Below are 22,406 nucleotides of genomic sequence, written 5' to 3'. Positions count from 1 at the left end.
CTCAATCCCAATCGGCGTAAAGCACCGTATCGTACCCGTTGTAGCCATGCTGGCGCAGCGCATAACGCCCGCCCGGCAGCATCGCATCGATCTTCAGCGGCAATTCCCACAGATCAGTAGGCTTGTGGTAAACCGCTATAGCAATGCGGGGCCGATGCTGTTTTAGCAGGCCGGCCATCCCATCCAGCGCATCGGCTTCGAAGCCCTCGATGTCCAGCTTCACCATGTCGAGCCGGTCAAGCGTCAGCACATCGTCCACCCGCACCACCGGCACCACTTCAGCATCGGCATCCGCCGCCGGATCAGCCGCGCGCGATGCGTCGGCATTGCCCGAAGCAAAAGTAATCACCCCGGTCTGTGCGCCAACGCCGCAGGGAAACAGCACCGCCTCACTCAGATCGGCCTGACGCGATTTCACGAAGGCCACAAGATGGCGGAAATTTGTCCGATCGGGTTCAAAGGCATACCACCTGCCCAGCCGCACCCCGGCCTTCGCCGCCGTTTCCAGCAGGTCACCGGGATAGGCGCCGCAGTCGATCACCGCGATATCTGCCTTGGTCATCGGCAGGTCTGCGGGAAAGTACTGCCAGTCCCGGTCTACAGCCGGATGCTCGTCGGGCTGCCCGGTGATGCGATAAGCGATAAGTTGCCGTAGCACCGTGCGCGAAGCATCGTCAGCCAGCAGCGCAGCAAAGCGCGCAATCCGCTCCTTCTGATCCACGGCTAGCGTGCGAGACGCCTGCCAGTAATTGCCCAGCGCCGGATCGACCAGATCGGGCAGTTCGGGCACGAACACCAGTTGGGCAAACCTGCTCGCCCGCGCCCAGCTAACCACTTCGTCCACCGGGGTGCGGAAGTTGTTTATGGCAATGACCAGCACGGCCTGCGCTGCCCGCACGCTATCAACGCCGCTCCGCATCATCACAGGGAAACCATCGATCAATTGATCGGGCGCAGCGTTGCCATCAATGAAACCCTGCACGAGGTAGCCGTGCTGCGTCAGGCTTGCTGCCACCTGACGGCCATATCCCCCTGCGCCATAGATCAGGCAGCCCTCGTCCTGCATCGCCTGTTGCAAGACCGCGCTACCCCGGTGCGCCATCGCCCAGGAAAAGCGGTCCTCGATCAACTGCTCGATTGTCATCTGCCCGCAAGTCTCGCCCATTTTTGATCCCTGCGCGCAGCGGCATCAAGGATCGAACGCCCAAGATAATCAGGCCTATGGGGTGGGTCTGGATGTTGTCCAGAACACTTGGCACGGGATCGGACCTAGATCGGCTGGCGCACCACGATGCAATGGCTTTCAGCGCTGAACACGATGTCGCAAGCATCGGAGACACAGGCTGCCTCACCGGGCTTCACACTGCAGCCATCCACCACAGCATCGCCGTAAACAGGGATCACAATGCACGGAACCCTGCCCAATTGCAGCGTAGCGGCAGCCCCCGGTCCTGAAACCAGATCGGCGTAGAAATAGCTGCCGCGCACGATCGCAGCTGCGCCTTGTTCGGGCCAGTTCAGCTTCGTGCCACCGGCAAAAGGCTCACCCTTGGCAACCGTCAACCCGCGCTCCAGATGCAATTCGCGGGGGCGTCCGTAATCAAACAACCGATAGGTAATGTCGCTGGCCTGCTGGATCTCGATCAGGCTAACGCCCGCGCCAATCGCATGAACGGTGCCTGCGGGAATATAAAAAAAGTCCCCCGCAGCCACCGGATGCCATTGCATCAGGTCTTCGATGCTGCCGTCCAGCGCCGCCCGGCGCATCGCCGCTTCATCCAGCGGTTGCTTGAACCCGATGCCCAGAACCGCATCGGGTTCGGCATCAATCACGATCCAGCATTCCTCCTTGCCACGGTCGCTTTCGCCCAGTGCCACCGCCTGCTCATCGCTGGGGTGGACCTGCACTGAAAGCTTCTCGCTGGTGAACAGGTACTTGATCAGGATATCGGGCAGTTCGGTCGGCGGTTCGAACCACACCTCACCGATCCGCTTGCCCGCCGGTGCTGCAAATGGGGGCGGAAGCACATCCTTGCCCCAAGGCTTTTCCACGATCCTCGTGGTCAGCAGTTTCACTGGTTGGCCGCCCCGGAAAGCTTGCCCACCTGCTGGGCTCCAGCAGGTGTGCAGACCAGCACTTCTGTACCATCCACCACCACGATCAAATCCGATGCCCCCACAACCGAAACACGCGGCCCGTCAGTCATCACCAGAACATTGCTGCAATCGCGCAATTCCGCCGATCCGACCGTAGCATTGCCCGCCTCATCGCTGTCCAACGCTTCGTGCAAAGCCTGCCAGTTGCCGATATCGGACCACGCCATGACCGCCGGGACCATGGCGGCACGATGGGTGTTTTCCATCACGGCATAGTCCACCGATTCGCTGGGCACCTTGGCAAAGGCGGCGGCATCGGGAAGGAACCGCTGCCCATCATTTTGCCCGGCGGCCACGGCGGCGCGCACAGCATCCAGAATTAACGGGCGATGCCGCCCCAGTTCCTCCAGGAACGTGCCCACGCGGAAGCCGAAAATGCCGCCATTCCAAGCGTATTGTCCGCTTTGCAAAAACTCCAGCGCGCGTGCCAGATCGGGTTTTTCAACAAAGCGTTCCACTTTGAACGCGCACGATCCCGCGATCGGTTCACCCTGCTTCAAATAGCCAAAACCGGTTTCAGGCGCGGTTGGCATGATTCCGAACGACACCAGCCAACCTTCTGCCGCCAGTCGCGCTGCCTCCTTTGCAGCGGCCCGAAAGGCATCGCCATCACCAATATGATGGTCGCTCGGGCAAACCAGCATCACGGCATCTTCGGGCAGGCACAACGCTGCCAATGCAATGGCAGCGGCCGTATTGCGGCCTTCGGGTTCAACGATGATCCGGGTGTTGTCCCGGTCAGGCAGCTGTTGCTCGACATGATCGAGATGGGCCGCTCCGGTCACAATCATCGGCGCCGCAAAGCCGTGCTCGGGCGGGCAGCGCAACACCGTGGCCGTAAACAGCGTGTTATCGCCCACCAGTTGCAAAAATGGCTTGGGTTTGGGCCGACGTGACCGCGGCCAGAGGCGTGTGCCACTGCCGCCGCAAAGAACAACAGGAACAATTTCGATCATGTTCGGCCCGGACAAGATTGTGACTTTCTGGATGACCTGTTGGTCTTTGCTTTTCTGCATGCTGCAAATCGACGCTAGGCGAACTATCTCATCTGCGCCAACAAGTCTGCTACCGATTGGGTTGCAAACCCTACTGCACTGTCAGAGATTCCATATGGTACAAATATTTGCTCACCCACCAACAGCGCTCCACAAGTATAGACCACATTTGGCACGTAGCCGAAGCGATCAGCATCGGTTGCAGTGAGCAAGGGTTTGGTCGAGCGCGCGATTACCTTCGATGGATCATCCCGGTCAAGCAGTGCGCACCCAAGCGAATAGCGGCGCATTGCGCCCACCCCGTGTGTAAGGAGCAGCCAGCCCTCGTCAGTCAGCAAAGGACTGCCGCAGTTGCCGATCTGCACAAACTCCCATGGAAATTCGGGCTCCATCAGCAGCACGCCCTCATCATCCCACCGCTCAAGGCGGTCAGATTTCAGCAGATAGAGGTTCTTGCCGTCCTGCCGGCCAACCATGCAGTATTGCCCGTCGATCTTCTGCGGGAACAGTGCCATGCCCTTGTTGCGTCCTGCGCGGCCCTCGATGGGCTCGAGCATGATGCTCCGAAAATCGCGCGTCCTCAGCAGTTCGGACCGGATGGCAGAGCCGGAATAGGCAGTATAAGTCCCGATCCATTCATAATCCCCGCCACCATGATCAAAGCGGACCAGCCGCAGGTCTTCCAGCCCGCCAGCCTGCTTTTCGGTAATCGGAAAGATCACGCTGTTTGAAAGGGTGCTGTCAGGATCACGATGCACCGTAACGGCGCATTCCCCGCCCTTGCAGGCAACACCGCTGTCATCGGGCAACATTGATGTGGCAAAATGGCTTTGCGGCCAAAGATCGAACTTGCCATCTGCCGTCGCAATGCCTTCGCGAAACGCGATGGAACTGATGTGCCCTTCGCCCACTGCGCGCAGGCTCATCACAAACCGCACGGCACCGTCGTTCATGCCGGACTGGTCGGGATGTGGCACGATGCTGGGGTTCATCAAGGCAGCGGCCGCATAAGTGTACTCGTGGCAGAAATAAGCCCCGATCAACCGCTTGCGCGCCAACGAAACCTGTTGACCCTGCAATTCCAGCATCGCCTCGATTTCGGCATAGCGATCTTCGAACAGCTTTTCAGTCTGCCAGTGCCGTTCGGCAAAATCGCGCAGCACTTCGGCATACTCGTCCGCCGCCTCATCCTCGGTCAGCGCGATGATATCATCCACCAGCTTGGCCGCGCGGGCACGGTCGCCGCCCATGCCCTGCCAGCCTAGATGAAACGGTCGAAGCACAACCCGCGATGGATCAGCGTGCAATCTTAGATCAAGCACCTGCAAGATTGTGCGCACCTTTTCTGTTTACTGGTTCGGTTTTTATCGCCTCAGCCATACCGGCACGCAATGATCTGGCTGGCGGTCTGGCACTTCCTTGGTCGGTCACGCCCAGTCCCAGAACATGTTGAGCGCCCGCCAGTTGGCGCAGGCTGCAAAGCGTATAGTGTGCCAACTGAAAAGCCAGAATGGATTCTGCTCCACAGTTGAGGTTGACCCCTTGCGGGGTCACACCATCGCGGCAGCGCCCGCTGGCAAAATCGGCCAGCACCACACCGCGGTCATTGCTGCCCATAAACCAGCGGAAGGCCGTCTCCGCATAGCTCAGCCAAGCCTCGTTGCCCGTGGCCGCCCACGCAGCGGCACTCACATCAACTGCCGCCCATGCCTCGACCGGCTGTTGATCAAACGGCAAGGCTTCACGACATTTGCCAAATGTGTCTGATCCCACCGGGCGGAAATGCCCTTGGGCGGACTGCTGCTGATCGGCCAGAAAGCCAAGGGCGGCAAGCCCGCGTTCCAGCCAGGTGTCATTGCAAATCACACCCGCACCCGCAATCAGCGCCTGAGCCATGCGGGCGTTGTCATATCCCAGTCCGGCCTCAAACCAATCCCATCCGGTCCGGCGCGATGTATCGTACAACCTGCACAATTCGGTCCCGCCTAGCTCCAGTGCCATTCGCGCGCCTTTGTGCGCAGGATTTGCCTTCAATGCCTCGACACACCCCAACATGACAAACGCGATAGTGCGCGGTGATTTCAGCGTCGCTACCGATGGCAGCGCAATGTCGAACCACTGCGCCGCCCAGCCACGCAGGCCCTCGTCTGGTGCATTGATCATGGCGCTGCCCAGCGCCCATATCGCCCGGCCATTGCTGTCTTCAGACCCGATGCTTTCGCACCACGTGCGGTCATAGTTCATGAAGTTGCGGAACAGGCCAACATCAGGATTCCACGCATATTGTATGAATGCGGCGTAGATTGTCGCCCAGCGTTGGCGCTCGGCCAGCGGCACTGCATCGGCCACGCCCATCAGCATCAGCGCGCGCACATTGTCATCCAGGCAATAGCCATGCCGGCGATCAGGGATCGTGCCAATGGCGTGCTGCAACATGCCGGTCGCATCAGACATGGCAGCCACACCCGCAAATCCCGGCGTTGCCAGCAATGGCATCGGCCGCACGGGCCTTGGCACCACACTATCGACCAGCGCCTGCGTAGCTTCGGCAAAGCGCGGCCAGATCGTTTCGCGCCCCTTTTCCCAGGCCCGTCGCTGCATGGCCTGCAGGTTTTCGGAATTATCCAGAAGTCCGTTAACCGCCTGCGCAATTTGCCCGGCACTGTGCGGTTCAACCAGCACCCCCACGTCATCGGCCAGGAGTTCGCGCGCATGGACATACGGCGTGGAAACTACTGCCTTGCCCAGCGCCACGGCATAACTCAGCGTGCCAGAGGTTGACTGTTGCAGGTTATGGTAGGGCGTCAGGTAAACGTCGCAGGCTTCTAATTGGTCGAGCAGTTCATCGTTATCGAGAAAGCGATTGTCCCACTCCACGTGTGCGGCAACGCCCAGCCTGTCGGCCAGTGCCGCCAGTCTTTCGCGATAACGCTCGCCCTCGCTGGCCAGCAGATTGGGATGCGTGGCACCCACAATGCGATAAAGAACATCAGGGTGCCGCTCTACGATTGCCGGAAGCGCCCCAATGACAGTCTCCAACCCCTTGCCCGGGCCAAGCAGGCCAAAGGTCATCAACACCTTGCGCCCGCTTAACCCCGCGCTGGCCTTGAATCCCTCACCGCGCCCAAACGGGCGATCCGGTGCGCCATGCGGGATAACCACGATCTGTCTGGAATCCACCTGATGGCGGTCCTGTAGCAGTTGCGCAGACTGCTGCGACATAACCATCACTCGGGATGCGCGGCGCAGGATATGTTCCAGCACGGCACGCTGTTCCGGGGAAGGTTCGGCCAATACGGTGTGCAGCGTCACGATCAGCGGGGCGGCCAGGCGGTCCACAAGTTCCAGTACCATCGCCCCGGCCTCTCCGCCGAAGATACCATATTCGTGCTGCAGCCACACGGCATCCACACCATCGTCATTGATGATGCGTGCAGCCGTACGGTAATCGTTGATATTATCGGCGCAAATCGTATTGCGCACGCCTTCATAGATCAGGCCGGAACGCCCATCGTCGATCACATGCAGGTCAATTTCCGAAGTGCCGCAAGATGCACCTAGCTGCACATAGATATCGGTTGTGAAGGTTGCGATGCCACATTTGCGTGGCCTGAACCCCCCAATCAACGCAATCCGCCGCACACCTTTGGCGCGCGGGTGGTTGCGGAAGGAAAGCACATCTGCGGGTAGCGCGCTGGCAAAACCCGACACATCGTTGCTGGCAATCATGGACAGTGGTCTTCCAATGGGCAGGCTGTGCCGTGCTGGCAAAGCCCTTGACCGTCACTGACCAAACGCTGCTGGCCCCGCCCGGTTGCAACACTTTGCAACAAGCAGTCGATTTTTCTGTACGATCCACCGCAAAGCTGTGCGGAAACCCTGTAAATTCAGGCTTCAATCACGGTGCGAACCAGCGCTGTTCCCAGCCATAGCTGGAAGCCACCGGATTGCCAGCAGCATCGGTGGCGGGGCGAAAGCGGAACCGCTCCCGTGCCAGCTTGCAGGTGATCGCATCGGCCTCGGGTACCCCGCTTGCCCGCCAGACTTTGCACTCCGACACTCGCCCATCGGCTTGAACTGTAAGGAGAATGACCACCCGTTTGCCAATACGCGCATCGCGGCTGGCGGCGGGATAATCGCGGGTAGAGCGGATATCGCCCGCAATTTTTTCAGCCTTGCGCGCCAATCCGCCGCCCGATCCACTGCCACTGGCACCGCTGCCGGTTCCCATACCTGCACCCCCGCCGCCAGTCCCCTGCCCCTGCGCTGCAGCACCCGATTGATCGGAATTGCCGGTGGATGCGACCGGTGGAGCAGGCTTGGGCTTGGCGGGAACACGCGCCTTGGCAATAACCGCCTTGGCCACCGCCTTCTTCCCTTCAGCGCCAGATGCACCCGCCGGTTCGGGTGTGGTTGGGGTGGGTTTAGGTGTGGGTTTTTCCAGCGGCACATCAAAGGTTTGGGTGGTAAAGCGGTCTTGTTCCAGCAGGGGCAGCACTGGCACACCGCCAAAACCATGCACCACACCCCAGATGACCAACAAGTGCAGGACGACTGCCAGCCCGGTTGCGGCCATGCGGCTTTGCCCGGACCCGGTCTGGTCGGCATAGCGCGGCGAATCGGATCGTTGCTCTCCCACAATACCTGCTTAACGCAGATTGCCGCGCTTCTGCTCCAAAGGAATGGTCTGACGCGGATCAGGATTCCAGCATGCTGTCTTGCCGCGCCAGACTCACTAGCCGCAGCCCATGCGCCGCGGCCTGCTCCACCGCCAGCGTCGATGCGGCAGAGATCGTGACCAGCAGCGGCACGCCTGCGATTACCGCCTTCTGCACCAGTTCAAAGCTGCACCGCGCGGTTAGCAGCACAAAGTGTTCCGCCGGTTCAAACCCCGCCCGCGCCGCTGCACCCAGCAGCTTGTCGAAGGCGTTGTGCCGGCCCACGTCTTCGCGCACCAGCAGGATCGTGCCATCGGGCGCGCAGAGCGCCGCTGCATGCGCCGCACGGGTTTCGCGGCCCAGAAGCTGGTGCTCGCCGAGAGCTTCGACCGCCCGAAACAGGGCCGCGCTTTCAACGTCCAGCTTTGCGGTGACGGGCAACAAGGGCCGCATCACCTGCTCTAGGCTCTCGATCCCGCACAGCCCGCAACTGCCCTCGGACAGCCGTAGCCGCGCGCGTTCGAGCAACGGCCCCGCGCCAGATGCAGTAAGTTGCACACGCAGCATCCAGCCGCCTGCCTCAACCGGCGCGGCGTCGGCAGACAGGAATTCGTCAGCAGAAGCAATCAACTGTTCGGAAAGGCAAAAACCCAGCGCATAATCGTGCAAATCGGTTGGCGTTGCCATCATCACAGCATAGCCCACTCCGTTGATCTCGATGGCTACAGGCGCTTCTTCTGCCAGGGCGCGGGTTATCTCTTGCGCAGGGCGGTCATCGGCAAAATGTTCGCGGAACAGAAAAGGGCGCGCGCCCTCAACCGGCATGAGTTGCCCGCATCGCCTTCACCCGCTCCATCGCTTCTGCCGCCACTGGCTCCAGCGCCGAGGTGCCTTCGGCCAGCAGCGTATCGATCATGCGCGGTGTCCAGAAGGTGACGATATGGTCTGCCACGGCGGCCACCGGCGCTGCATCAAAACCCAAATTGCGCGCGATCTGGTTGACCATATAGGCCAGCTTTTCCGCCGTCTGCCCGCTCATTCAGCAGGCTCCATCGCAGTGCCAGCAATCCGGCGCGAGCGCATGGCTTGCGCATCATAGTCTTCCTGCCATTCGGTCGGCCCATTGCTGGGCGTGATCTGCACGGCGGTAACCTTGTATTCCGGGCAATTGGTGGCCCAGTCAGAATAATCGGTGGTCACGACATTGGCCTGCGTGGCGGGGTGGTGGAACGTGGTGTAGACCACGCCCGGAGCCACGCGATCGGTCACCGTCGCGCGCAAGGTCGTTTCGCCCGAACGACTGGCGAGCTTTACCCAGTCGCCCGATTTGAGGCCCCGGTTTTCCGCATCGGTCGGGTGGATTTCCAGCAGATCTTCCTCGTGCCAGATCACGTTAGCCGTGCGCCGCGTTTGCGCGCCGACGTTGTACTGGCTGAGGATGCGGCCCGTGGTCAGCAGCAGCGGGAAACGCGGGCCAGTGCGCTCGTCAGTCGGCACGTAGTCGGTGACGACAAACTTGCCCTTGCCGCGCACGAAGCCATCGACGTGCATGATGGGGCTGCCATCGGGTGCCTTGTCATTGACGGGCCATTGCAGCGACCCTTCGGCATCGAGCCGCGCATAGTTCACGCCCGCAAAGGTGGGCGTCAGCCGCGCAATTTCGTCCATGATTTCAGACGGGTGGGTGTAGTTCCAGTCCAGCCCGACGGCGCGGGCCAGTTCCTGCGTGACCTGCCAGTCTTCATACCCGTTGAGCGGTTCCATCACCTTGCGCACCGGCTGAATGCGACGTTCGGCGTTGGTGAAAGTGCCGTTCTTTTCAAGGAAGGTCGATCCCGGCAGGAACACGTGTGCATAGTTCGCGGTCTCGTTCAGGAACAGGTCGTGGACGATCACGCATTCCATCGCGGCCAGGCCAGCCATCACATGCTTCGTATCAGGGTCGGACTGCAGGATGTCCTCGCCCTGAATGTAGATCGCCTTGAATTCCCCATCGGTGGCGGCATCAAGCATGTTGGGGATGCGCAGACCCGGTTCGGGATCGATCGGCACGCCCCATTCGGCTTCAAACAGCGCGCGGGTGGCCGCATCGGACACGTGGCGGTAGCCGGAAAGCTCGTGCGGGAAGCTGCCCATATCGCAGGCGCCCTGCACATTGTTCTGGCCGCGCAAGGGGTTCACGCCCACACCGCGCCGCCCGATATTGCCGGTCACCATCGCCAGATTGGCAATCGCCATCACGGTCGAAGAGCCTTGGCTATGCTCGGTCACGCCCAGCCCGTAGTAAATCGCCCCGTTGCCGCCAGTCGCAAACAAACGCGCCGCTCCGCGAATAGCCTCGGCATCCACGCCGATGACGGGTGCAAGAAATTCCGGGCTATTTCGCTCTGCCGAAACGAACTCGGCCCAGTGCTGGTATTCGTCCCAATCGCAGCGTTCGCGAATGAAGGCCTGGTCGGCCAGCCCTTCGGTGACGATTACATGCGCAAGGGCGGTCAGGATCGCTACATTGGTGCCGGGGCGTAGCGGCAGGTGGAAATCCGCCTCGATATGCGGCGAGCGCACCAGATCGGTGCGGCGCGGATCGATCACGATCAGCTTTGCGCCTTTGCGCAACCGGCGCTTCATGCGGCTGGCGAAGACGGGGTGGCCGTCGGTCGGGTTCGCGCCGATCACCAGCATCACATCGCTGTCTTCGACGCTGTCAAAGTCCTGCGTGCCTGCCGACGTGCCGAAGGTGGTCTTTAGCCCGTAGCCGGTCGGCGAATGGCACACCCGCGCGCACGTATCGACATTGTTAGTGCCAAAGCCCGCCCGGATCAGCTTCTGGACAAGGAAGCCTTCTTCATTGGTGCACCGGCTCGACACGATCCCGCCCAGCGCATTGCGGCCATAAGTATCGCGGATGCGGTTGATCTCGCGTGCAGTGTGGGACAGCGCCTCTTCCCACGAAACCTCGCGCCATGGCTGATCGATGCACTCGCGGATCATGGGTGAAAGCACCCGTTCCTGATGCTGGGCATAGCCCCAGGCGAAGCGGCCCTTGACGCACGAATGGCCGCGATTGGCCTTGCCGTCTTTCCAAGGCACCATGCGGACCACCTGCTCCCCGCGCATTTCCGCGCGGAAGGTGCAGCCCACCCCGCAATAGGCGCAAGTCGTGATGACCGAGCGTTCGGGCTTGCCAATCTCTTTGACCGCCTTTTCCTGCAAGGTCGCGGTCGGGCAGGCCGAGACGCAAGCCCCGCACGAAACGCATTCGGACGACAGGAAGCTGTCCGAAGTCAGCCCTGCCGAAACCTTCGAATCAAACCCGCGCCCGTCGATGGTCAGCGCCAGCGTGCCCTGCACTTCGTCGCACGCACGCACGCAGCGCGAACAGACGATGCACTTGCTGGGGTCGAAGTCGAAATAGGGGTTAGAAATATCGGGCATCTCGCCCAGATGGTTCTCGCCCTCATAGCCATAGCGCACATCGCGCAGGCCGACGGCGGCGGCCTGATCCTGCAATTCGCAATCGTTGTTGGCGCTGCAGGTCAGGCAATCGAGCGGGTGATCAGAGATGTAGAGTTCCATCACGCCCTTGCGCAGCTTCTGCAGCTTGGGTGTCTGGGTGTGGACTTGCATTCCCTCAGTCACCGGCGTGGTGCAACTGGCGGGCGTGCCGCGCATACCGTCAATCTCGACAAGGCACAGGCGGCAGGAGCCGAACTGCTTTAGGTTATCCGTCGCGCACAATTTGGGAATCGATCCGCCGGTCAGCGCGGCGGCGCGCATCACGGTGGTGCCAGCAGGGACGGTGACTTCGCGCCCGTCGATGGAACAGGTGACCTGCGTGTCCGAACGGACCTCTGGAGTGCCGAAATCGGCCTGACGTTCATAACCCATGCGATCGCCTCTCCGCAGACTCAAGGTCTGCCGGTGTATTGATGTTATCAGGAATCGTAGCAAAGCGCACGGCCCGTGCGCCAAGGCTTTCCGCAAAAGCGCGCATCGAGTGGCGGCCCTCGCTGGTCAGCATCGCGTCCAGCATGGCGGATGCACTGGCAGGCCAGAGGCCGATCACCGGCTGGCTCTCGCAATAGGCAGGCGCAGGCAGCAATTGCGCAACAAGATCATCGTCCAGCCCGACGCTATCGACCGAACATGTCAGCACATGCGCGTAACCCGCATCGCGCGCGTGGTGGAGCGCTGCGGCGATCCCGCCCAGCGGCCCCATATCGGCGCGGGGCCAATCGGGCAGCGTCGGCGCAGGTGCGGTTTCGCGTCCAATGACCACCACGGCATCACAGTGGCCTTCCAGAGCTTCCACCGCACGCGCCAACAGCGTGCGCCCGCCAAGCTCGGCCAGCGCCTTGTCGCTGCCGAAACGGGTGGACCGGCCACCGGCAAGGACGGCGCCTAGGATCACTTCTGACGTGCCCTTGCGCCAGCATGCTTCGACAGGCTCAGCATGAGCGGGGTTGGAATAGCAGTCTCAACCAAGATCCGCTCATCCTGAGCCTGTCGAAGGATGCCTGCACAACCCATCACTCCGCCGCCTCTTTGGCTACATCCACCCCGAAATCCTCCGGGAAGTTCCGCAGCGCCGACAGCACCGGATAGGGCGTGAAGCCGCCCAGCGCGCAGAGGGAGCCGAACTTCATCGTCTCGCACAGGTCCTCCAGCAGTGTGATTTCATCTGCCAGCGAGCGTTCCACCTTGCGCGCGTTGTGCATCTGGGGAAGCGCCTCAACCCGGTCGGGCTGGCGAGCCGAACGCGCACGGATGCGGTCGATAAGTTCCACGCCGCGCGTGGAGCCAATGCGGCACGGCGTGCACTTGCCGCACGATTCCACCGCGCAGAATTCCATCGCAAAGCGCGCCTGCTTGCTCATGTCCACGGTATCATCAAACACCGTGATCCCGGCGTGGCCGATCAGCCCATCGTTGGCGGCGAAGGTTTCGTATTCGAACGGCAGGTGGAATTCAGCGGGCGTGTGATAGGCCCCCAGCGGCCCACCCACTTGCACTGCACGCACCGGGCGGCCTGATGCCGTGCCACCGCCTACTGTCATCACCAGTTCGCCCAGCGTGACGCCAAAGCCCACTTCGAACAGCCCGCCGTGCTTCACATTGCCCGCGATCTGGATCGGCATCGTGCCCTTTGACCGGCCGTATCCAACCTGTGCATAGGCAGCTGGGCCATTGGCCATGATCCACGGCACCGCCGCCAGTGTCAGCACGTTGTTGACCACGGTCGGCTTGCCGAACAGGCCTTCGAGCGCAGGCAGCGGCGGCTTGGCGCGCACTTCGCCACGCTTGCCTTCAAGGCTGTTGAGTAGGGAGGTTTCCTCGCCACAAACGTAGGCCCCTGCACCCACGCGCACTTCCAGTTCGAAAGGTGCAATCAGATGCGCGCTGGCCCGGATTGCTGCTTCCATCTTGGCAATCGCGTGCGGATATTCGCTGCGGATATAGACATAGCCCCGGTGCGCGCCCACCGCGAGCGCGGCAATCGCCATGCCTTCGACCAGCATGAAGGGATCACCCTCCATCACCATGCGGTCGGCAAACGTCGCGCTGTCACCTTCGTCGGCGTTGCAAACGATGTATTTTTGGGACCCTGCGGCCTTGGCTACCGTGGTCCACTTGATCCCCGCCGGAAAGCCCGCCCCGCCCCGCCCGCGCAGGCCGGATTCGGTCACTTGCGCTATGGTGGCTTCCGGGCCGATTTCGCGGGCTTTGGTAAGGCCGTGCCAGCCACCGTTGGCGGCGTAGTCTTCAAGGCTCAAAGGCCGCGTCTTGCCTGCCCGCGCAAAAGTGAAGCGCTGCTGCTTGGCTATGAAAGGGTGGTCTTCGATCCGGCCAATCGCCTTGGCGCTGGTTCCGGCCAGCACATCGGCCACGTCCGAAGGCTCCAGCGGCCCAAAGCCCTCGCCCTCGATATCAACCAGCGGTTCAAGCCAGTGCATCCCCCAAGATGACACCCGCTCCACCACGCAACCCGCCGCCACAAAGGCCGCGGCGACTTCATCTGCCCCACAGGCCAGCGCAAGCGCATCGTCGCTGATCCGAACGAGAGTCATGCGAGCGCCTCCACCAACGCACCCAGTTTGGCTGCATCCAGTCGCGCGTGCACCTTTGACCCCACCATGGCATTCGGCCCCACGGTGCAAAGCCCGAGGCAATAGACGGCCTCCACATTCACGCGCGGATTTTCCGCCAGCCCCGCCACCAGCGCCTCAACCCCGCGCGCCTGACACGCCTCGGCCCGGCACAGCTTCAACACGGGCCGCGCATCGGGTTCTGCGTGGAAATCATGATAGAAGCTGACTACCCCATGCACTTCTGCCCGGCTCAGGTTCAGCGCCTGCGCAATCGCCCGCACCGCCTCTTCCGAAACATGCCCATATTCCACCTGCACATCGTGCAGGATTGGCAACAAGGGGCCTTCCCGCCCGGCATGGGCAGCGATGATCTGGTTTAACCTCTCCATGACAACCAGAATACTCCGATCAGCTTTTGTAAGCAACACATACAAATTGACACGCGCGGGCCTTGCGCAACTTTCTTCGAAGCGCCTCAGGATAGCCAGCAGGCACGCTGCAACATACCATCCCGCGATGGCAACGCTGCAGGCATTCCGACAGGTGAAATGCAAAGTCCGGTTTCGCAGCTTTGCGATTTCACTTGAGCATGCTTGCCAGATTTGGGTTAAGGGCCGCAAGATAAGCAGATTCCAAAGGACACCCGCCGTGCAAGACACCCTGCTCCGCCAACGCGAACACACTACCCAAGCAGGCGTGCGAACCGATTGGACACGGGAGGAAATAGCCGCGCTGTTTGATCTGCCCTTCACCGAACTGCTGTTCCGCGCCGCTGAAGTCCACCGCGCCCACCATCGCGCGGGCGAAGTGCAACTTTGCACGCTGCTTTCGATCAAGACCGGCGGCTGCCCCGAAGATTGCGGCTATTGCTCGCAATCGGTGAAGGCTGACAGCGGCATCGAAGCGACCAAGCTGATGGAAGTGCAAAGCGTGCTGCAATCGGCCGCACAGGCCAAGGACAATGGCTCCAAGCGATTCTGCATGGGCGCAGCCTGGCGCAACCCCAAGGAGCGCGACATGCCCGCCGTGATCGCCATGATCAAGGGCGTGCGCGAAATGGGCATGGAAACCTGCATGACGCTGGGCATGCTCACGCCGGGGCAGGCCACGCAGCTGGCCGAAGCAGGTCTCGATTACTACAACCACAACATCGACACCTCGCCCGAGCGCTATGAGGAAGTCATCACCACCCGTACCTTTGCGGACCGGTTGCAGACGCTCGACAATGTGCGGCAGGCCGGGATCAACGTCTGCTCGGGTGGCATCGTCGGCATGGGTGAAACCCGCGCCGACCGCGTCGGCTTCGTCCACGCGCTGGCCACTTTGGAACAGCACCCCGAAAGCGTGCCGGTAAACGCGCTGGTGCCGGTAAAGGGCACCGTGCTGGGCGATATGCTGGCCGATACGCCGCTGGCCAAGATCGACGATATCGAATTCGTGCGGACTGTCGCCGTCGCGCGGATCACCATGCCACTGTCGATGGTGCGCCTTTCCGCTGGGCGTGAGAGCATGAGCGAAGCCACGCAGGCGCTGTGCTTCATGGCAGGCGCGAACTCGATCTTCACCGGCGACAAGCTGCTCACCGCCGCCAACGCAGGCGATGATGCCGACGCCGCAATGTTCAAGCGGCTGGGCCTCAAACCGATGGAAGGCGAAGAGCCACTTCGTGCCATGAAGGCCGTTGGAGGCTGTTCGGGCGGCTGCGCGGCGTAATGACCGAGGCGACCACCCGCACCGGAAACTTGTGGTCGGCTCACACGGCTGACCTTGCGGCGCTGGGCGAAAAGGCCCGGTTGCGCGCGCTGGCCCCCCGGCGCGGGGTAGACTTCGCCTCGAACGACTATCTCGCCATGTCCTCCAGCCCGCGCCTTGCCGCAGCGGTGCTAGACGCCATCGGGCGCGGGGTGCCGCTCGGTTCGGGCGGGTCGCGCCTGCTGCGCGGCAACGATCCAGAACATGAGTTGCTGGAAGAGGAGGCGGCACGCTTTTTCGGCGCAGAATCCGCGCTGTTCTTCTCGGCCGGCTATGCCGCCAACGTTGCTTTGCTTTCCACGCTGCCACAGCGCGGGGACCTGATCGTCTATGACGAACTGGTCCACGCCTCGATGCACGAAGGCCTGCGCCTCACCCGCGCCACTGCGGTCAGCGCGGCGCACAATGACGCGCAGAGCTTTGACGATGCGGTGCAGGAATGGCGCGCCAAGGGCAATCCGGGCCGGGTGTGGCTCGCCTTCGAAACGCTCTATTCGATGGATGGCGATATGGCCCCGGTGGCCGACATGGCCCGCGTGGCGCAGCGCCACGACGCGATCATGATGATCGACGAGGCCCATGCCACCGGTGTTTTCGGCCCTGACGGACGCGGCCTTGCCGCCGAACTCGATGGCCGCCCCGACACCATCGTCCTGCGCACCTGCGGCAAGGCGCTGGGCTGCGAAGGCGCGCTGGTCCTCGCCCCGCGCGTGGTGCGCGATTTCATCGTCAACCGGGGCCGCCCGTTCATCTTCTCCACCGCGCCCTCGCCGCTGGTCTGCGCCGCCGTACGCGAGGCGCTGCGCATTCTGGCCGATGAACCGCAGCGGCGCGAGGCGCTGCACGATCTGGTGGCCCACGCCGAACAGGTACTTGCCCCGCTGGGCGCAGATATCAGCGGATCGCAAATTCTGCCGCTGATCCTGCATGAGGATGCGCGCACGATGGCGGTTGCCGCTGCGCTGCAGGCCCAAAGTTTTGATGTGCGCGGCATCCGCCCGCCCACGGTGCCGCAGGGCACCAGCCGCTTGCGCATCTCGCTCACGCTCAATGCGACACGCAATGATGTGGACGCGCTTGGTGCGGCGCTGAAACAGGCGCTCCAATGACCGCCTTCGTCGTCACTGGAACCGATACCGGCATCGGCAAGACCGTGTTCGCCGCCGCTCTCACTGGTGCGCTGGGCGCGCATTACTGGAAGCCGGTGCAAGCGGGGCTAGACGATGGCGCAGACCGCGATCATGTCGCCCGCCTGTCCGGCGTGCCTGCGGAGCACATCCTGCCCGAAGCCTATCGCCTGAACACACCCTGTTCCCCGCACCGCGCCGCAGAGCTTGATGGCGTGGCAATCGATCTTGCCAATCTCGCCCTGCCCCCGCAGCGCCCGCTCGTGGTCGAAGGCGCAGGCGGCGCGCTCGTTCCGGTGACGCGCAGCACCACGTATGCTGATGTGTTCGCCGCGTGGAACTTGCCGGTGATTGTCGTCGCGCGCACAGCGCTTGGCACGATCAACCACTCGCTGCTGACATTCGAGGCATTGCGCTCGCGCGGGGTGCCAATCCATGGCGTGGCCTTTGTGGGCGATGCCAATGAAGACAGCGAAGCCACGATCTGCGCGATGGGCGGGGTAAAACGCCTTGGCCGCTTGCCAATGCTGAAAAGGCTGGACCGGCAGAGCCTCGCCATCGCCTTTGCGCGGGAGTTCCAAGCCGAAGACTTCCGCTAAGCCCTCACATCATTCCCGCGCAGACGGGAATCCAGCGCCTGAAAAAGATGTCCCGCTGTGCCGCTCTGGATCCCCGCCTGCGCGGGGATGACGAGTTACTGGAAAAAAACGCCGCCCCCTCTGCGTTCGTCATTCCCGCGCAGGCGGGAATCCAGCGACAAACACCATCGCGCAGCGCCACTCGCCCCCCGCTTCGTGCGGATGACGAACTGCTCAATCCTCGAAAATAGCCACTGCGCGCGTCCAGCCGGCCGATGCACCACGGATCTTGTGGGGAAAGCAGCTGACGGTAAAGCCATGGGGCGGCAGCACTTCGAGATTGTGCAGCTTTTCCAAGTGGCAATAACCGATGTCGCGCCCGGCCTTGTGGCCTTCCCAGATCAGCGACGTGTCGCCGGTTTCCTTCACCTTTTCAGCGGTGTGGACAAACGGCGCGTCCCAGCTCCACGCATCGGTGCCGGTCACGCGCACCCCGCGTGAGGTGAGATACATCGTGGCCTCATATCCCATGCCGCAACCGATGCTGACATAGTTGGGATTGCCCACGGCCTTGCCCGCGGCGGTATTCACCAGCACGATTTCCAGCGGCTGCAATTCGTGCCCGATGCGCTTCAATTCGTCTTCCACGTCTTGCGCGGTGACCACGTAGCCATCGGGAAAGTGCGTGAAATCAAGCTTTACGCCGGGCTGGAAGCACCATTCCAACGGCACTTCGTCGATGGTCATCGACGGCTCGCCACCGTTCATCGTGGGATGAAAATGCCACGGCGCATCCAGATGCGTGCCGTTGTGCGTGGTCAGCGTCACGTTTTCCACTGCGGCAAAGCCTGCGCCATCGGGCGTGTCTTCGGGTGTCACGCCGGGAAAGAAGAACCCCAGCTCCGGCATCGTCTCGCCATGCTTCTGGTATTCGATCTTCGGCCGCAAAAACGGCGGATCAGTGATCACGTCGTTTTCAAGATAGATCGAAAGATCGACGAAACGGCGAGTCATGCAGTGTGCCCTCCCAGCGTTTCGGCAAACCAGTCAGCAATCAGGTCACGCCCGTATGACATGTTGTCGGCCCCCACATGCTCCACTCCACCTTCGCGCGCGGTGAAGATCACCTTTTCGCGGCGCGGCGAATTGACCAGCTGGTCATAGAGGTCATCGGCATAGGACACGCTGATTTGCCGGTCGTGCGCGCCATGCGTCACCAGGAACGGCACCTTGATGCGGTCCATGTGGCCGTTGAGGTTCATGTCGGTGCTCTTGGCCATGAAATCGTCCATGTCCTTTGCGCCGAACGCCCACATCACGTGTGCCCAGTAATGCGGTACGGGGTTTTCACCCTCGCGCTTCATGCGCTTGTCCTGAACCTCGCGCCAGTTGTGGTTGGCACCCCACACCGCGCCGCTGGCAAAGCGTGGTTCATAGGCCACCGCGCGCGGGGCAAAGTGGCCGCCCAGCGAAATGCCGGTCATGCCAATGCGCGCAGGGTCCACATCAGGTTGCGTTTCCAGCCAGTCCACTGCCTTACTCGCCCAGTTTTCGCTGTGCGGATCGGCGGGCAGGTTCTGCAACCGCAGCGTTTCGCCCGAACCCGGCTGATCGACGCAGAGCGTGGAAATGCCGCGCCGTGCCAGTGCCTCGGGCAAGCGGCTCCAGTAAAGCAGCTCCTTGCAGCTATCGAGGCCGTTGCAATAGACCAACACCGGGTGCGGACCTTCGCCCGCTGCGCGGGTGTAGAGCGCGGGCATCGTGCCCGTGGCCAGCGGAATTTCCACCCGTTCGCGGTTGATCTTGCCCAGCGCGGTAGACTTGGCAAAGGCATCGAGCGCCTTGGCATAAGTCGCCTCGCGCCCCGGTGCGCCGTGGCCCTGCATGCGTTCGGCCACCAGCAGATAAAGCGATGCGCGCTCCAGCTTGTCCGATGCGGAAAACGCGCGGCCCTTGGCCTCGTCCTCTGCGGCCAGTTCAATCAGCTTGTCGCCATAGGCAGCCCACTGCTTCATGAACTGCGGAGTGCCCGCATCGCCGCCATTGGCCGCCGCCGCGATGATCGGCTGGCACATATCGACGATTTCGCCGATCCGCCCGCCGCTTTCCATCGCGATCGAGACCGACAGGTTCCAGATGTAGTTTGGGAAGGGTTCGTAAAGCGCCATGGATCAGGCCTCAACTGTCTGGAACAGGCCAGGATTGGCATGCGGATGCGGCAGCGTTTGCGGTCCACCGGTGCCAATGCCCCACTGGTCCATGACCATCGGTGCGGGCACGTGAACCTTGTGCTCGTGCGTGTCGAAATCGACCTCTTCCAGCTCCGAGGTATACTCGACCGTGAAGCCGCCCGGCGTTACGAAATAGCTGAAGGTGTTGTTGCCCGCAGTGTGTCGCCCCGGCCCCCAGCCGATGTCCATGCCCTTCACCTTCAACCGGTGAATGCCGCGCATCATGTCATCCACGCCCAGCATGTCATAGGCCACGTGGTTCAGACACGGCGGCCCGGGCAGAATGGCGATGCGGTGATGCGCCGAATTGCAGCGCAAAAAGCACATGAAATCGCCCAGCCAGTCAGACACTTTCATGCCCAGCACATCGGTGAAAAACTTCACCGCTTCCTGATGGTTGGGCGAATGCAGCACGATGTGGCTGATCTTTACCGGCACGCCTTCCCAGTGGGCCAGTTCGCGCTTGCTACCGCGCGCCACGTCGCTCGAAATCTCGAACAGCAGCCCGTCGGGCGAAAAGAAGCGGAAGCCATAGCCACCGCCCGGAGAGGTCAGCTCGGCCGGTTCGCTGGCTACGCGGCATCCGGCAGCTTCCACCTTGGCGCGCAAGCCATCCACATCGGCGCGGCTGTCGGCTGCCAATGCGATAACATCCACGCGGTTTTCGTCGGCCCGGCGCAGTTGCACCACGTGGTGCTCGTCGTGGCCCTGCGCCTTGAACCAGGCCTGCCCCTCAGCCTCACCCACGGGCTCAAGCCCCCAGACATCGGCATAAAACGTCTTTTCGGCGTCAAATTCCTTCACGCCATACCCGACATAGCGGATCTCGGTAACGCGGCTCATATGTGTCGTCCTCAAATACGAAATCAGATCGGTTGCGCGACCACGGCGAACATTTCTGCCGTAGCCTTGTGATTGTCGACCATCGGGCCCTTGCCCAACTGGCCGTGGCAGATGGCAAGGCTGCTCTCGACGATATAGCGGCAGCGTTCAAACCGCCGGTCGCGATAGGCCACCAGCGCCGCCTCGACATCGTCATGCCGCTCCAGTTCTTCGGCCAGCACGATCGCGTCCTCGATCGCCATGCCGGCACCCTGCCCCAGATGCGGCGTGGTGGCATGCACGGCATCGCCCAGCAGGCCCACGCGGCCATGATGCCACGCCCCCCGCACCAGCACGCCTTCAAGCGGGCGATAGACCACGCCTTCATCATCGGTAATCTGTTCGCCCAGTTCGCGGATCTGGGGTGAACACCCGGCCACCTTGGCACGCATTTCCGCGGCAATGCCTTCCTTGGGATAGCGCGGATTGTCCGGTTCGGGCGTGGTGACATACATGTACATCACCTCGGCGCTCATCGGCACAAGGCCAACGCCGGTTGGCCCGTTGTAAACCTGCAGCGCATCCAGACCTTCGCTGCGCGGGAAGTTGTAGCGCCACACGGATTGGCCGGTAAATTCCGGCTTTTCAGCATCAGGCAGGATCACCGCGCGGGTTTGCGAATAAACGCCGTCAGCCCCGATCACCGCATCATAGCTGCCGGTCGTGCCGTCAGAAAAGGTTACGTGGACCTTGGCGCCATCATCTTCAAAAGCTTGCGCCGTCACCCCCAGCCGCAGCTGCGTGCCCAATGCCTTGGCGCTGTCGCCCAGCACTTTCTGCAAGGCGCGGCGGCCGATACCGACGTTGGACGGACGCCCTTCCACCAGCCGGGGCGTTGGCACGCGCGCCACTTTGGTGCCATCGGGCGTGAAAATCTCCACCGCATCAAAGCCACAGGCCGCATCAAGGAAACTGTCGAGCACGCCCAATTGCTCCATCGCGCGGATCACATTGGACTGCTGGATGATACCCACGCCATAGACCGACCACGATGGATCGCGCTCGATCGCCGTCACGCCAAAACCCTTGCGCGAAAGCGCAATTGCAGCAGACAAGCCGCCGATGCCGGCGCCGATCAAAAGAATTTCAAGATTTTTCATTACTTTATCAACGCATCCAATCCTGCGAGACCCCCTGCCGATCTCAAGTGCCGATGATAAGCAAATCCCGGCTGAAATGATGATTAGAAGACGGCGTCCAATTTACAAAACAAGTATTTTTGATAGAGAACCATCCGTAAAATTCATGGGTTCTGTTTGTTTTAACGAAGTCCGCCATAAGCCGTCTGCCAAATGCACCAGGCGTGGGTTGCCTTGCCAGCATGTGATGGCAGGTGCGTGAAGCGCCGTTGTTGACAACCAAATCGCGCTGTAGCAGCACTTGATAATGGTCAGACACAGATTGAGGATTGGGGCGGCTGCAGCAGGTTTGGCGTTCGCGGCCTTCACCGCGTTGCTGCCCATTCACGATGCCGATGCTGCCAACAATGCCAAGCCTGATCAGGTAGTAAAGGATCTCTTTTCGGCGATCGAGCGCGGGGATGAGGCCGCCATCAATTCGCTGATGGCAACCAATGGCAGCATCGTTGAGCAGGAAATTCCTGAAACCGGCGAGCCGTGCAGATTGAAAGACTGCACCAACACGATGAAGGCGCGTGAATTCAGCAGCGATGTTGGCTTTGTTGCGCCACTGAAAGCCCGATACAAGCTTTCGAAGGCGAAGACCAAAAAGGAAACGTCAAGCGTCTCTGGGCCGTACAGCTTCATCACACCTGCTGATGCGACCGACCCGGCCAGCATCTTCAAATGCGGCGATGCAACCTTCACGCTGATCAAAGCTGATGGCCACTGGCTGGTATCGGGCTTTATTTATACCAACCAGATCGACACATCGCGCTGCAAATTTCGGGATTGAGGGGTTTTGCTTCCCAATTTCCT

At 61.7% G+C, this 22,406-nt stretch carries 21 protein-coding genes; 5 read left to right on the top strand and 16 right to left on the bottom strand.

Going from position 1 to position 22,406, the window contains the following annotated elements; genetic code table 11:
• Position 1: 1 nt before the first annotated feature.
• The 12 genes from AC2A1F_RS11690 to AC2A1F_RS11635 all read right to left on the bottom strand — a co-directional run bounded on the left by AC2A1F_RS11690 (position 2) and on the right by AC2A1F_RS11635 (position 14,288).
• Positions 2-1,165, bottom strand: coding sequence for an FkbM family methyltransferase (locus tag AC2A1F_RS11690; protein ID WP_484208921.1), 1,164 nt, complete (start codon positions 1,163-1,165; stop codon positions 2-4).
• Positions 1,166-1,269: 104 nt separating this feature from the next.
• Entirely contained in the window at positions 1,270-2,076 is an 807-nt protein-coding gene (locus AC2A1F_RS11685; RefSeq protein ID WP_484208920.1) for a class I mannose-6-phosphate isomerase, read from the bottom strand.
• The gene (locus AC2A1F_RS11680; RefSeq protein ID WP_484208919.1) at positions 2,073-3,113 is read right to left on the bottom strand and encodes a mannose-1-phosphate guanylyltransferase; all 1,041 of its coding nucleotides are present in this window, start codon (positions 3,111-3,113) and stop codon (positions 2,073-2,075) included. The genes AC2A1F_RS11685 and AC2A1F_RS11680 overlap by 4 nt, the downstream gene beginning before the upstream one ends.
• A gap of 83 nt (positions 3,114-3,196) precedes the next feature.
• Positions 3,197-4,435 (bottom strand): glycoside hydrolase family 130 protein, encoded by a 1,239-nt coding sequence (locus tag AC2A1F_RS11675; RefSeq protein WP_484208918.1) that lies wholly within the window; start codon positions 4,433-4,435, stop codon positions 3,197-3,199.
• 31 nt (positions 4,436-4,466) lie between these two features.
• A complete protein-coding gene (locus tag AC2A1F_RS11670) occupies positions 4,467-6,881 on the bottom strand; it encodes a glycosyltransferase family 4 protein (RefSeq protein ID WP_484208917.1) in 2,415 nt (804 codons plus the stop codon).
• A gap of 169 nt (positions 6,882-7,050) precedes the next feature.
• A complete protein-coding gene (locus tag AC2A1F_RS11665; protein WP_484208916.1) occupies positions 7,051-7,791 on the bottom strand; it encodes a TonB family protein in 741 nt (246 codons plus the stop codon).
• A 58-nt stretch (positions 7,792-7,849) separates the two neighbouring features.
• Positions 7,850-8,635, bottom strand: a complete 786-nt coding sequence (fdhD, locus tag AC2A1F_RS11660) for a formate dehydrogenase accessory sulfurtransferase FdhD (RefSeq protein ID WP_484208915.1) — start codon at positions 8,633-8,635, stop codon at positions 7,850-7,852.
• The gene (locus AC2A1F_RS11655) at positions 8,625-8,849 is read right to left on the bottom strand and encodes a formate dehydrogenase subunit delta (RefSeq protein ID WP_484208914.1); all 225 of its coding nucleotides are present in this window, start codon (positions 8,847-8,849) and stop codon (positions 8,625-8,627) included. Before AC2A1F_RS11655 ends, fdhD begins: the two co-directional genes overlap by 11 nt.
• Complete coding sequence (gene fdhF / locus AC2A1F_RS11650) at positions 8,846-11,698, bottom strand: formate dehydrogenase subunit alpha (RefSeq protein ID WP_484208913.1); 2,853 nt, start codon at positions 11,696-11,698, stop codon at positions 8,846-8,848. Before fdhF ends, AC2A1F_RS11655 begins: the two co-directional genes overlap by 4 nt.
• The gene (gene mobA, locus AC2A1F_RS11645) at positions 11,688-12,221 is read right to left on the bottom strand and encodes a molybdenum cofactor guanylyltransferase (RefSeq protein ID WP_484208912.1); all 534 of its coding nucleotides are present in this window, start codon (positions 12,219-12,221) and stop codon (positions 11,688-11,690) included. The genes fdhF and mobA overlap by 11 nt, the downstream gene beginning before the upstream one ends.
• A 118-nt stretch (positions 12,222-12,339) precedes the next feature.
• Entirely contained in the window at positions 12,340-13,878 is a 1,539-nt protein-coding gene (locus AC2A1F_RS11640; protein ID WP_484208911.1) for an NADH-ubiquinone oxidoreductase-F iron-sulfur binding region domain-containing protein, read from the bottom strand.
• Entirely contained in the window at positions 13,875-14,288 is a 414-nt protein-coding gene (locus AC2A1F_RS11635; RefSeq protein ID WP_484208910.1) for an NAD(P)H-dependent oxidoreductase subunit E, read from the bottom strand. Before AC2A1F_RS11635 ends, AC2A1F_RS11640 begins: the two co-directional genes overlap by 4 nt.
• 259 nt (positions 14,289-14,547) lie before the next feature.
• Here AC2A1F_RS11635 and bioB point away from each other — a divergent pair, with 259 nt between their 5' ends.
• Genes bioB through bioD form a run of 3 tightly spaced genes read left to right on the top strand, consistent with a single transcriptional unit; the run spans position 14,548 to position 17,377 of the window.
• The gene (gene bioB / locus AC2A1F_RS11630; RefSeq protein WP_484208909.1) at positions 14,548-15,612 is read left to right on the top strand and encodes a biotin synthase BioB; all 1,065 of its coding nucleotides are present in this window, start codon (positions 14,548-14,550) and stop codon (positions 15,610-15,612) included.
• Positions 15,612-16,760, top strand: coding sequence for an 8-amino-7-oxononanoate synthase (locus AC2A1F_RS11625; RefSeq protein ID WP_484208908.1), 1,149 nt, complete (start codon positions 15,612-15,614; stop codon positions 16,758-16,760). The genes bioB and AC2A1F_RS11625 overlap by 1 nt, the downstream gene beginning before the upstream one ends.
• Entirely contained in the window at positions 16,757-17,377 is a 621-nt protein-coding gene (bioD, locus tag AC2A1F_RS11620; RefSeq protein WP_484208907.1) for a dethiobiotin synthase, read from the top strand. Before AC2A1F_RS11625 ends, bioD begins: the two co-directional genes overlap by 4 nt.
• A 213-nt stretch (positions 17,378-17,590) precedes the next feature.
• On the opposite strand, the gene AC2A1F_RS11615 is transcribed toward bioD, so the two are convergent.
• The 4 genes from AC2A1F_RS11615 to AC2A1F_RS11600 are packed head-to-tail and all read right to left on the bottom strand — an operon-like array spanning position 17,591 to position 21,569.
• The gene (locus AC2A1F_RS11615) at positions 17,591-18,370 is read right to left on the bottom strand and encodes a cyclase family protein (RefSeq protein ID WP_484208906.1); all 780 of its coding nucleotides are present in this window, start codon (positions 18,368-18,370) and stop codon (positions 17,591-17,593) included.
• A complete protein-coding gene (locus tag AC2A1F_RS11610; RefSeq protein ID WP_484208905.1) occupies positions 18,367-19,524 on the bottom strand; it encodes an alpha/beta hydrolase family protein in 1,158 nt (385 codons plus the stop codon). The genes AC2A1F_RS11615 and AC2A1F_RS11610 overlap by 4 nt, the downstream gene beginning before the upstream one ends.
• A 3-nt stretch (positions 19,525-19,527) precedes the next feature.
• Positions 19,528-20,430 carry a VOC family protein gene (locus AC2A1F_RS11605; RefSeq protein ID WP_484208904.1) on the bottom strand — a complete coding sequence of 301 codons (903 nt, stop codon included), beginning with the start codon at positions 20,428-20,430 and terminating at the stop codon, positions 19,528-19,530.
• Between the two features lie 23 nt (positions 20,431-20,453).
• Entirely contained in the window at positions 20,454-21,569 is a 1,116-nt protein-coding gene (locus AC2A1F_RS11600) for an FAD-dependent oxidoreductase (protein WP_484208903.1), read from the bottom strand.
• On the opposite strand from AC2A1F_RS11600, the gene AC2A1F_RS11595 reads away from it, so the two are divergent.
• Together AC2A1F_RS11595 and AC2A1F_RS11590 are read left to right on the top strand one after the other, a co-directional pair.
• Positions 21,532-21,810, top strand: a complete 279-nt coding sequence (locus AC2A1F_RS11595) for a hypothetical protein (RefSeq protein WP_484209038.1) — start codon at positions 21,532-21,534, stop codon at positions 21,808-21,810. The two genes, AC2A1F_RS11600 and AC2A1F_RS11595, sit on opposite strands and share 38 nt — an antisense overlap.
• Before the next feature lie 45 nt (positions 21,811-21,855).
• On the top strand, positions 21,856-22,383 hold the full coding sequence (locus AC2A1F_RS11590) for a hypothetical protein (RefSeq protein WP_484208902.1): 528 nt from the start codon (positions 21,856-21,858) through the stop codon (positions 22,381-22,383).
• Positions 22,384-22,406 lie beyond the last annotated feature (23 nt).

The organism is Novosphingobium sp. HNCC26BN242, assembly GCF_057180525.1.
Note: the sequence above shows the minus strand (reverse complement) of the source record. Positions and strands in the feature narration are given on the sequence as shown.

Excerpts from the sequence above, each read along its gene's own strand:
- AC2A1F_RS11605 (WP_484208904.1), bottom strand. The coding sequence starts at position 20,430 with ATGAGCCGCGTTACCGAGATCCGCTATGTCGGGTATGGCGTGAAGGAA.
- AC2A1F_RS11610 (WP_484208905.1), bottom strand. The coding sequence starts at position 19,524 with ATGGCGCTTTACGAACCCTTCCCAAACTACATCTGGAACCTGTCGGTC.
- fdhF (WP_484208913.1), bottom strand. The coding sequence starts at position 11,698 with ATGGGTTATGAACGTCAGGCCGATTTCGGCACTCCAGAGGTCCGTTCG.
- AC2A1F_RS11640 (WP_484208911.1), bottom strand. The coding sequence starts at position 13,878 with ATGACTCTCGTTCGGATCAGCGACGATGCGCTTGCGCTGGCCTGTGGG.
- AC2A1F_RS11595 (WP_484209038.1), top strand. The coding sequence starts at position 21,532 with ATGCCGGCGCCGATCAAAAGAATTTCAAGATTTTTCATTACTTTATCA.
- AC2A1F_RS11600 (WP_484208903.1), bottom strand. The coding sequence starts at position 21,569 with ATGAAAAATCTTGAAATTCTTTTGATCGGCGCCGGCATCGGCGGCTTG.
- bioD (WP_484208907.1), top strand. The coding sequence starts at position 16,757 with ATGACCGCCTTCGTCGTCACTGGAACCGATACCGGCATCGGCAAGACC.
- AC2A1F_RS11635 (WP_484208910.1), bottom strand. The coding sequence starts at position 14,288 with ATGGAGAGGTTAAACCAGATCATCGCTGCCCATGCCGGGCGGGAAGGC.
- AC2A1F_RS11625 (WP_484208908.1), top strand. The coding sequence starts at position 15,612 with ATGACCGAGGCGACCACCCGCACCGGAAACTTGTGGTCGGCTCACACG.
- AC2A1F_RS11615 (WP_484208906.1), bottom strand. The coding sequence starts at position 18,370 with ATGACTCGCCGTTTCGTCGATCTTTCGATCTATCTTGAAAACGACGTG.
- AC2A1F_RS11680 (WP_484208919.1), bottom strand. The coding sequence starts at position 3,113 with ATGATCGAAATTGTTCCTGTTGTTCTTTGCGGCGGCAGTGGCACACGC.
- AC2A1F_RS11590 (WP_484208902.1), top strand. The coding sequence starts at position 21,856 with ATGGTCAGACACAGATTGAGGATTGGGGCGGCTGCAGCAGGTTTGGCG.
- AC2A1F_RS11655 (WP_484208914.1), bottom strand. The coding sequence starts at position 8,849 with ATGAGCGGGCAGACGGCGGAAAAGCTGGCCTATATGGTCAACCAGATC.
- AC2A1F_RS11670 (WP_484208917.1), bottom strand. The coding sequence starts at position 6,881 with ATGATTGCCAGCAACGATGTGTCGGGTTTTGCCAGCGCGCTACCCGCA.
- AC2A1F_RS11690 (WP_484208921.1), bottom strand. The coding sequence starts at position 1,165 with ATGGGCGAGACTTGCGGGCAGATGACAATCGAGCAGTTGATCGAGGAC.
- fdhD (WP_484208915.1), bottom strand. The coding sequence starts at position 8,635 with ATGCCGGTTGAGGGCGCGCGCCCTTTTCTGTTCCGCGAACATTTTGCC.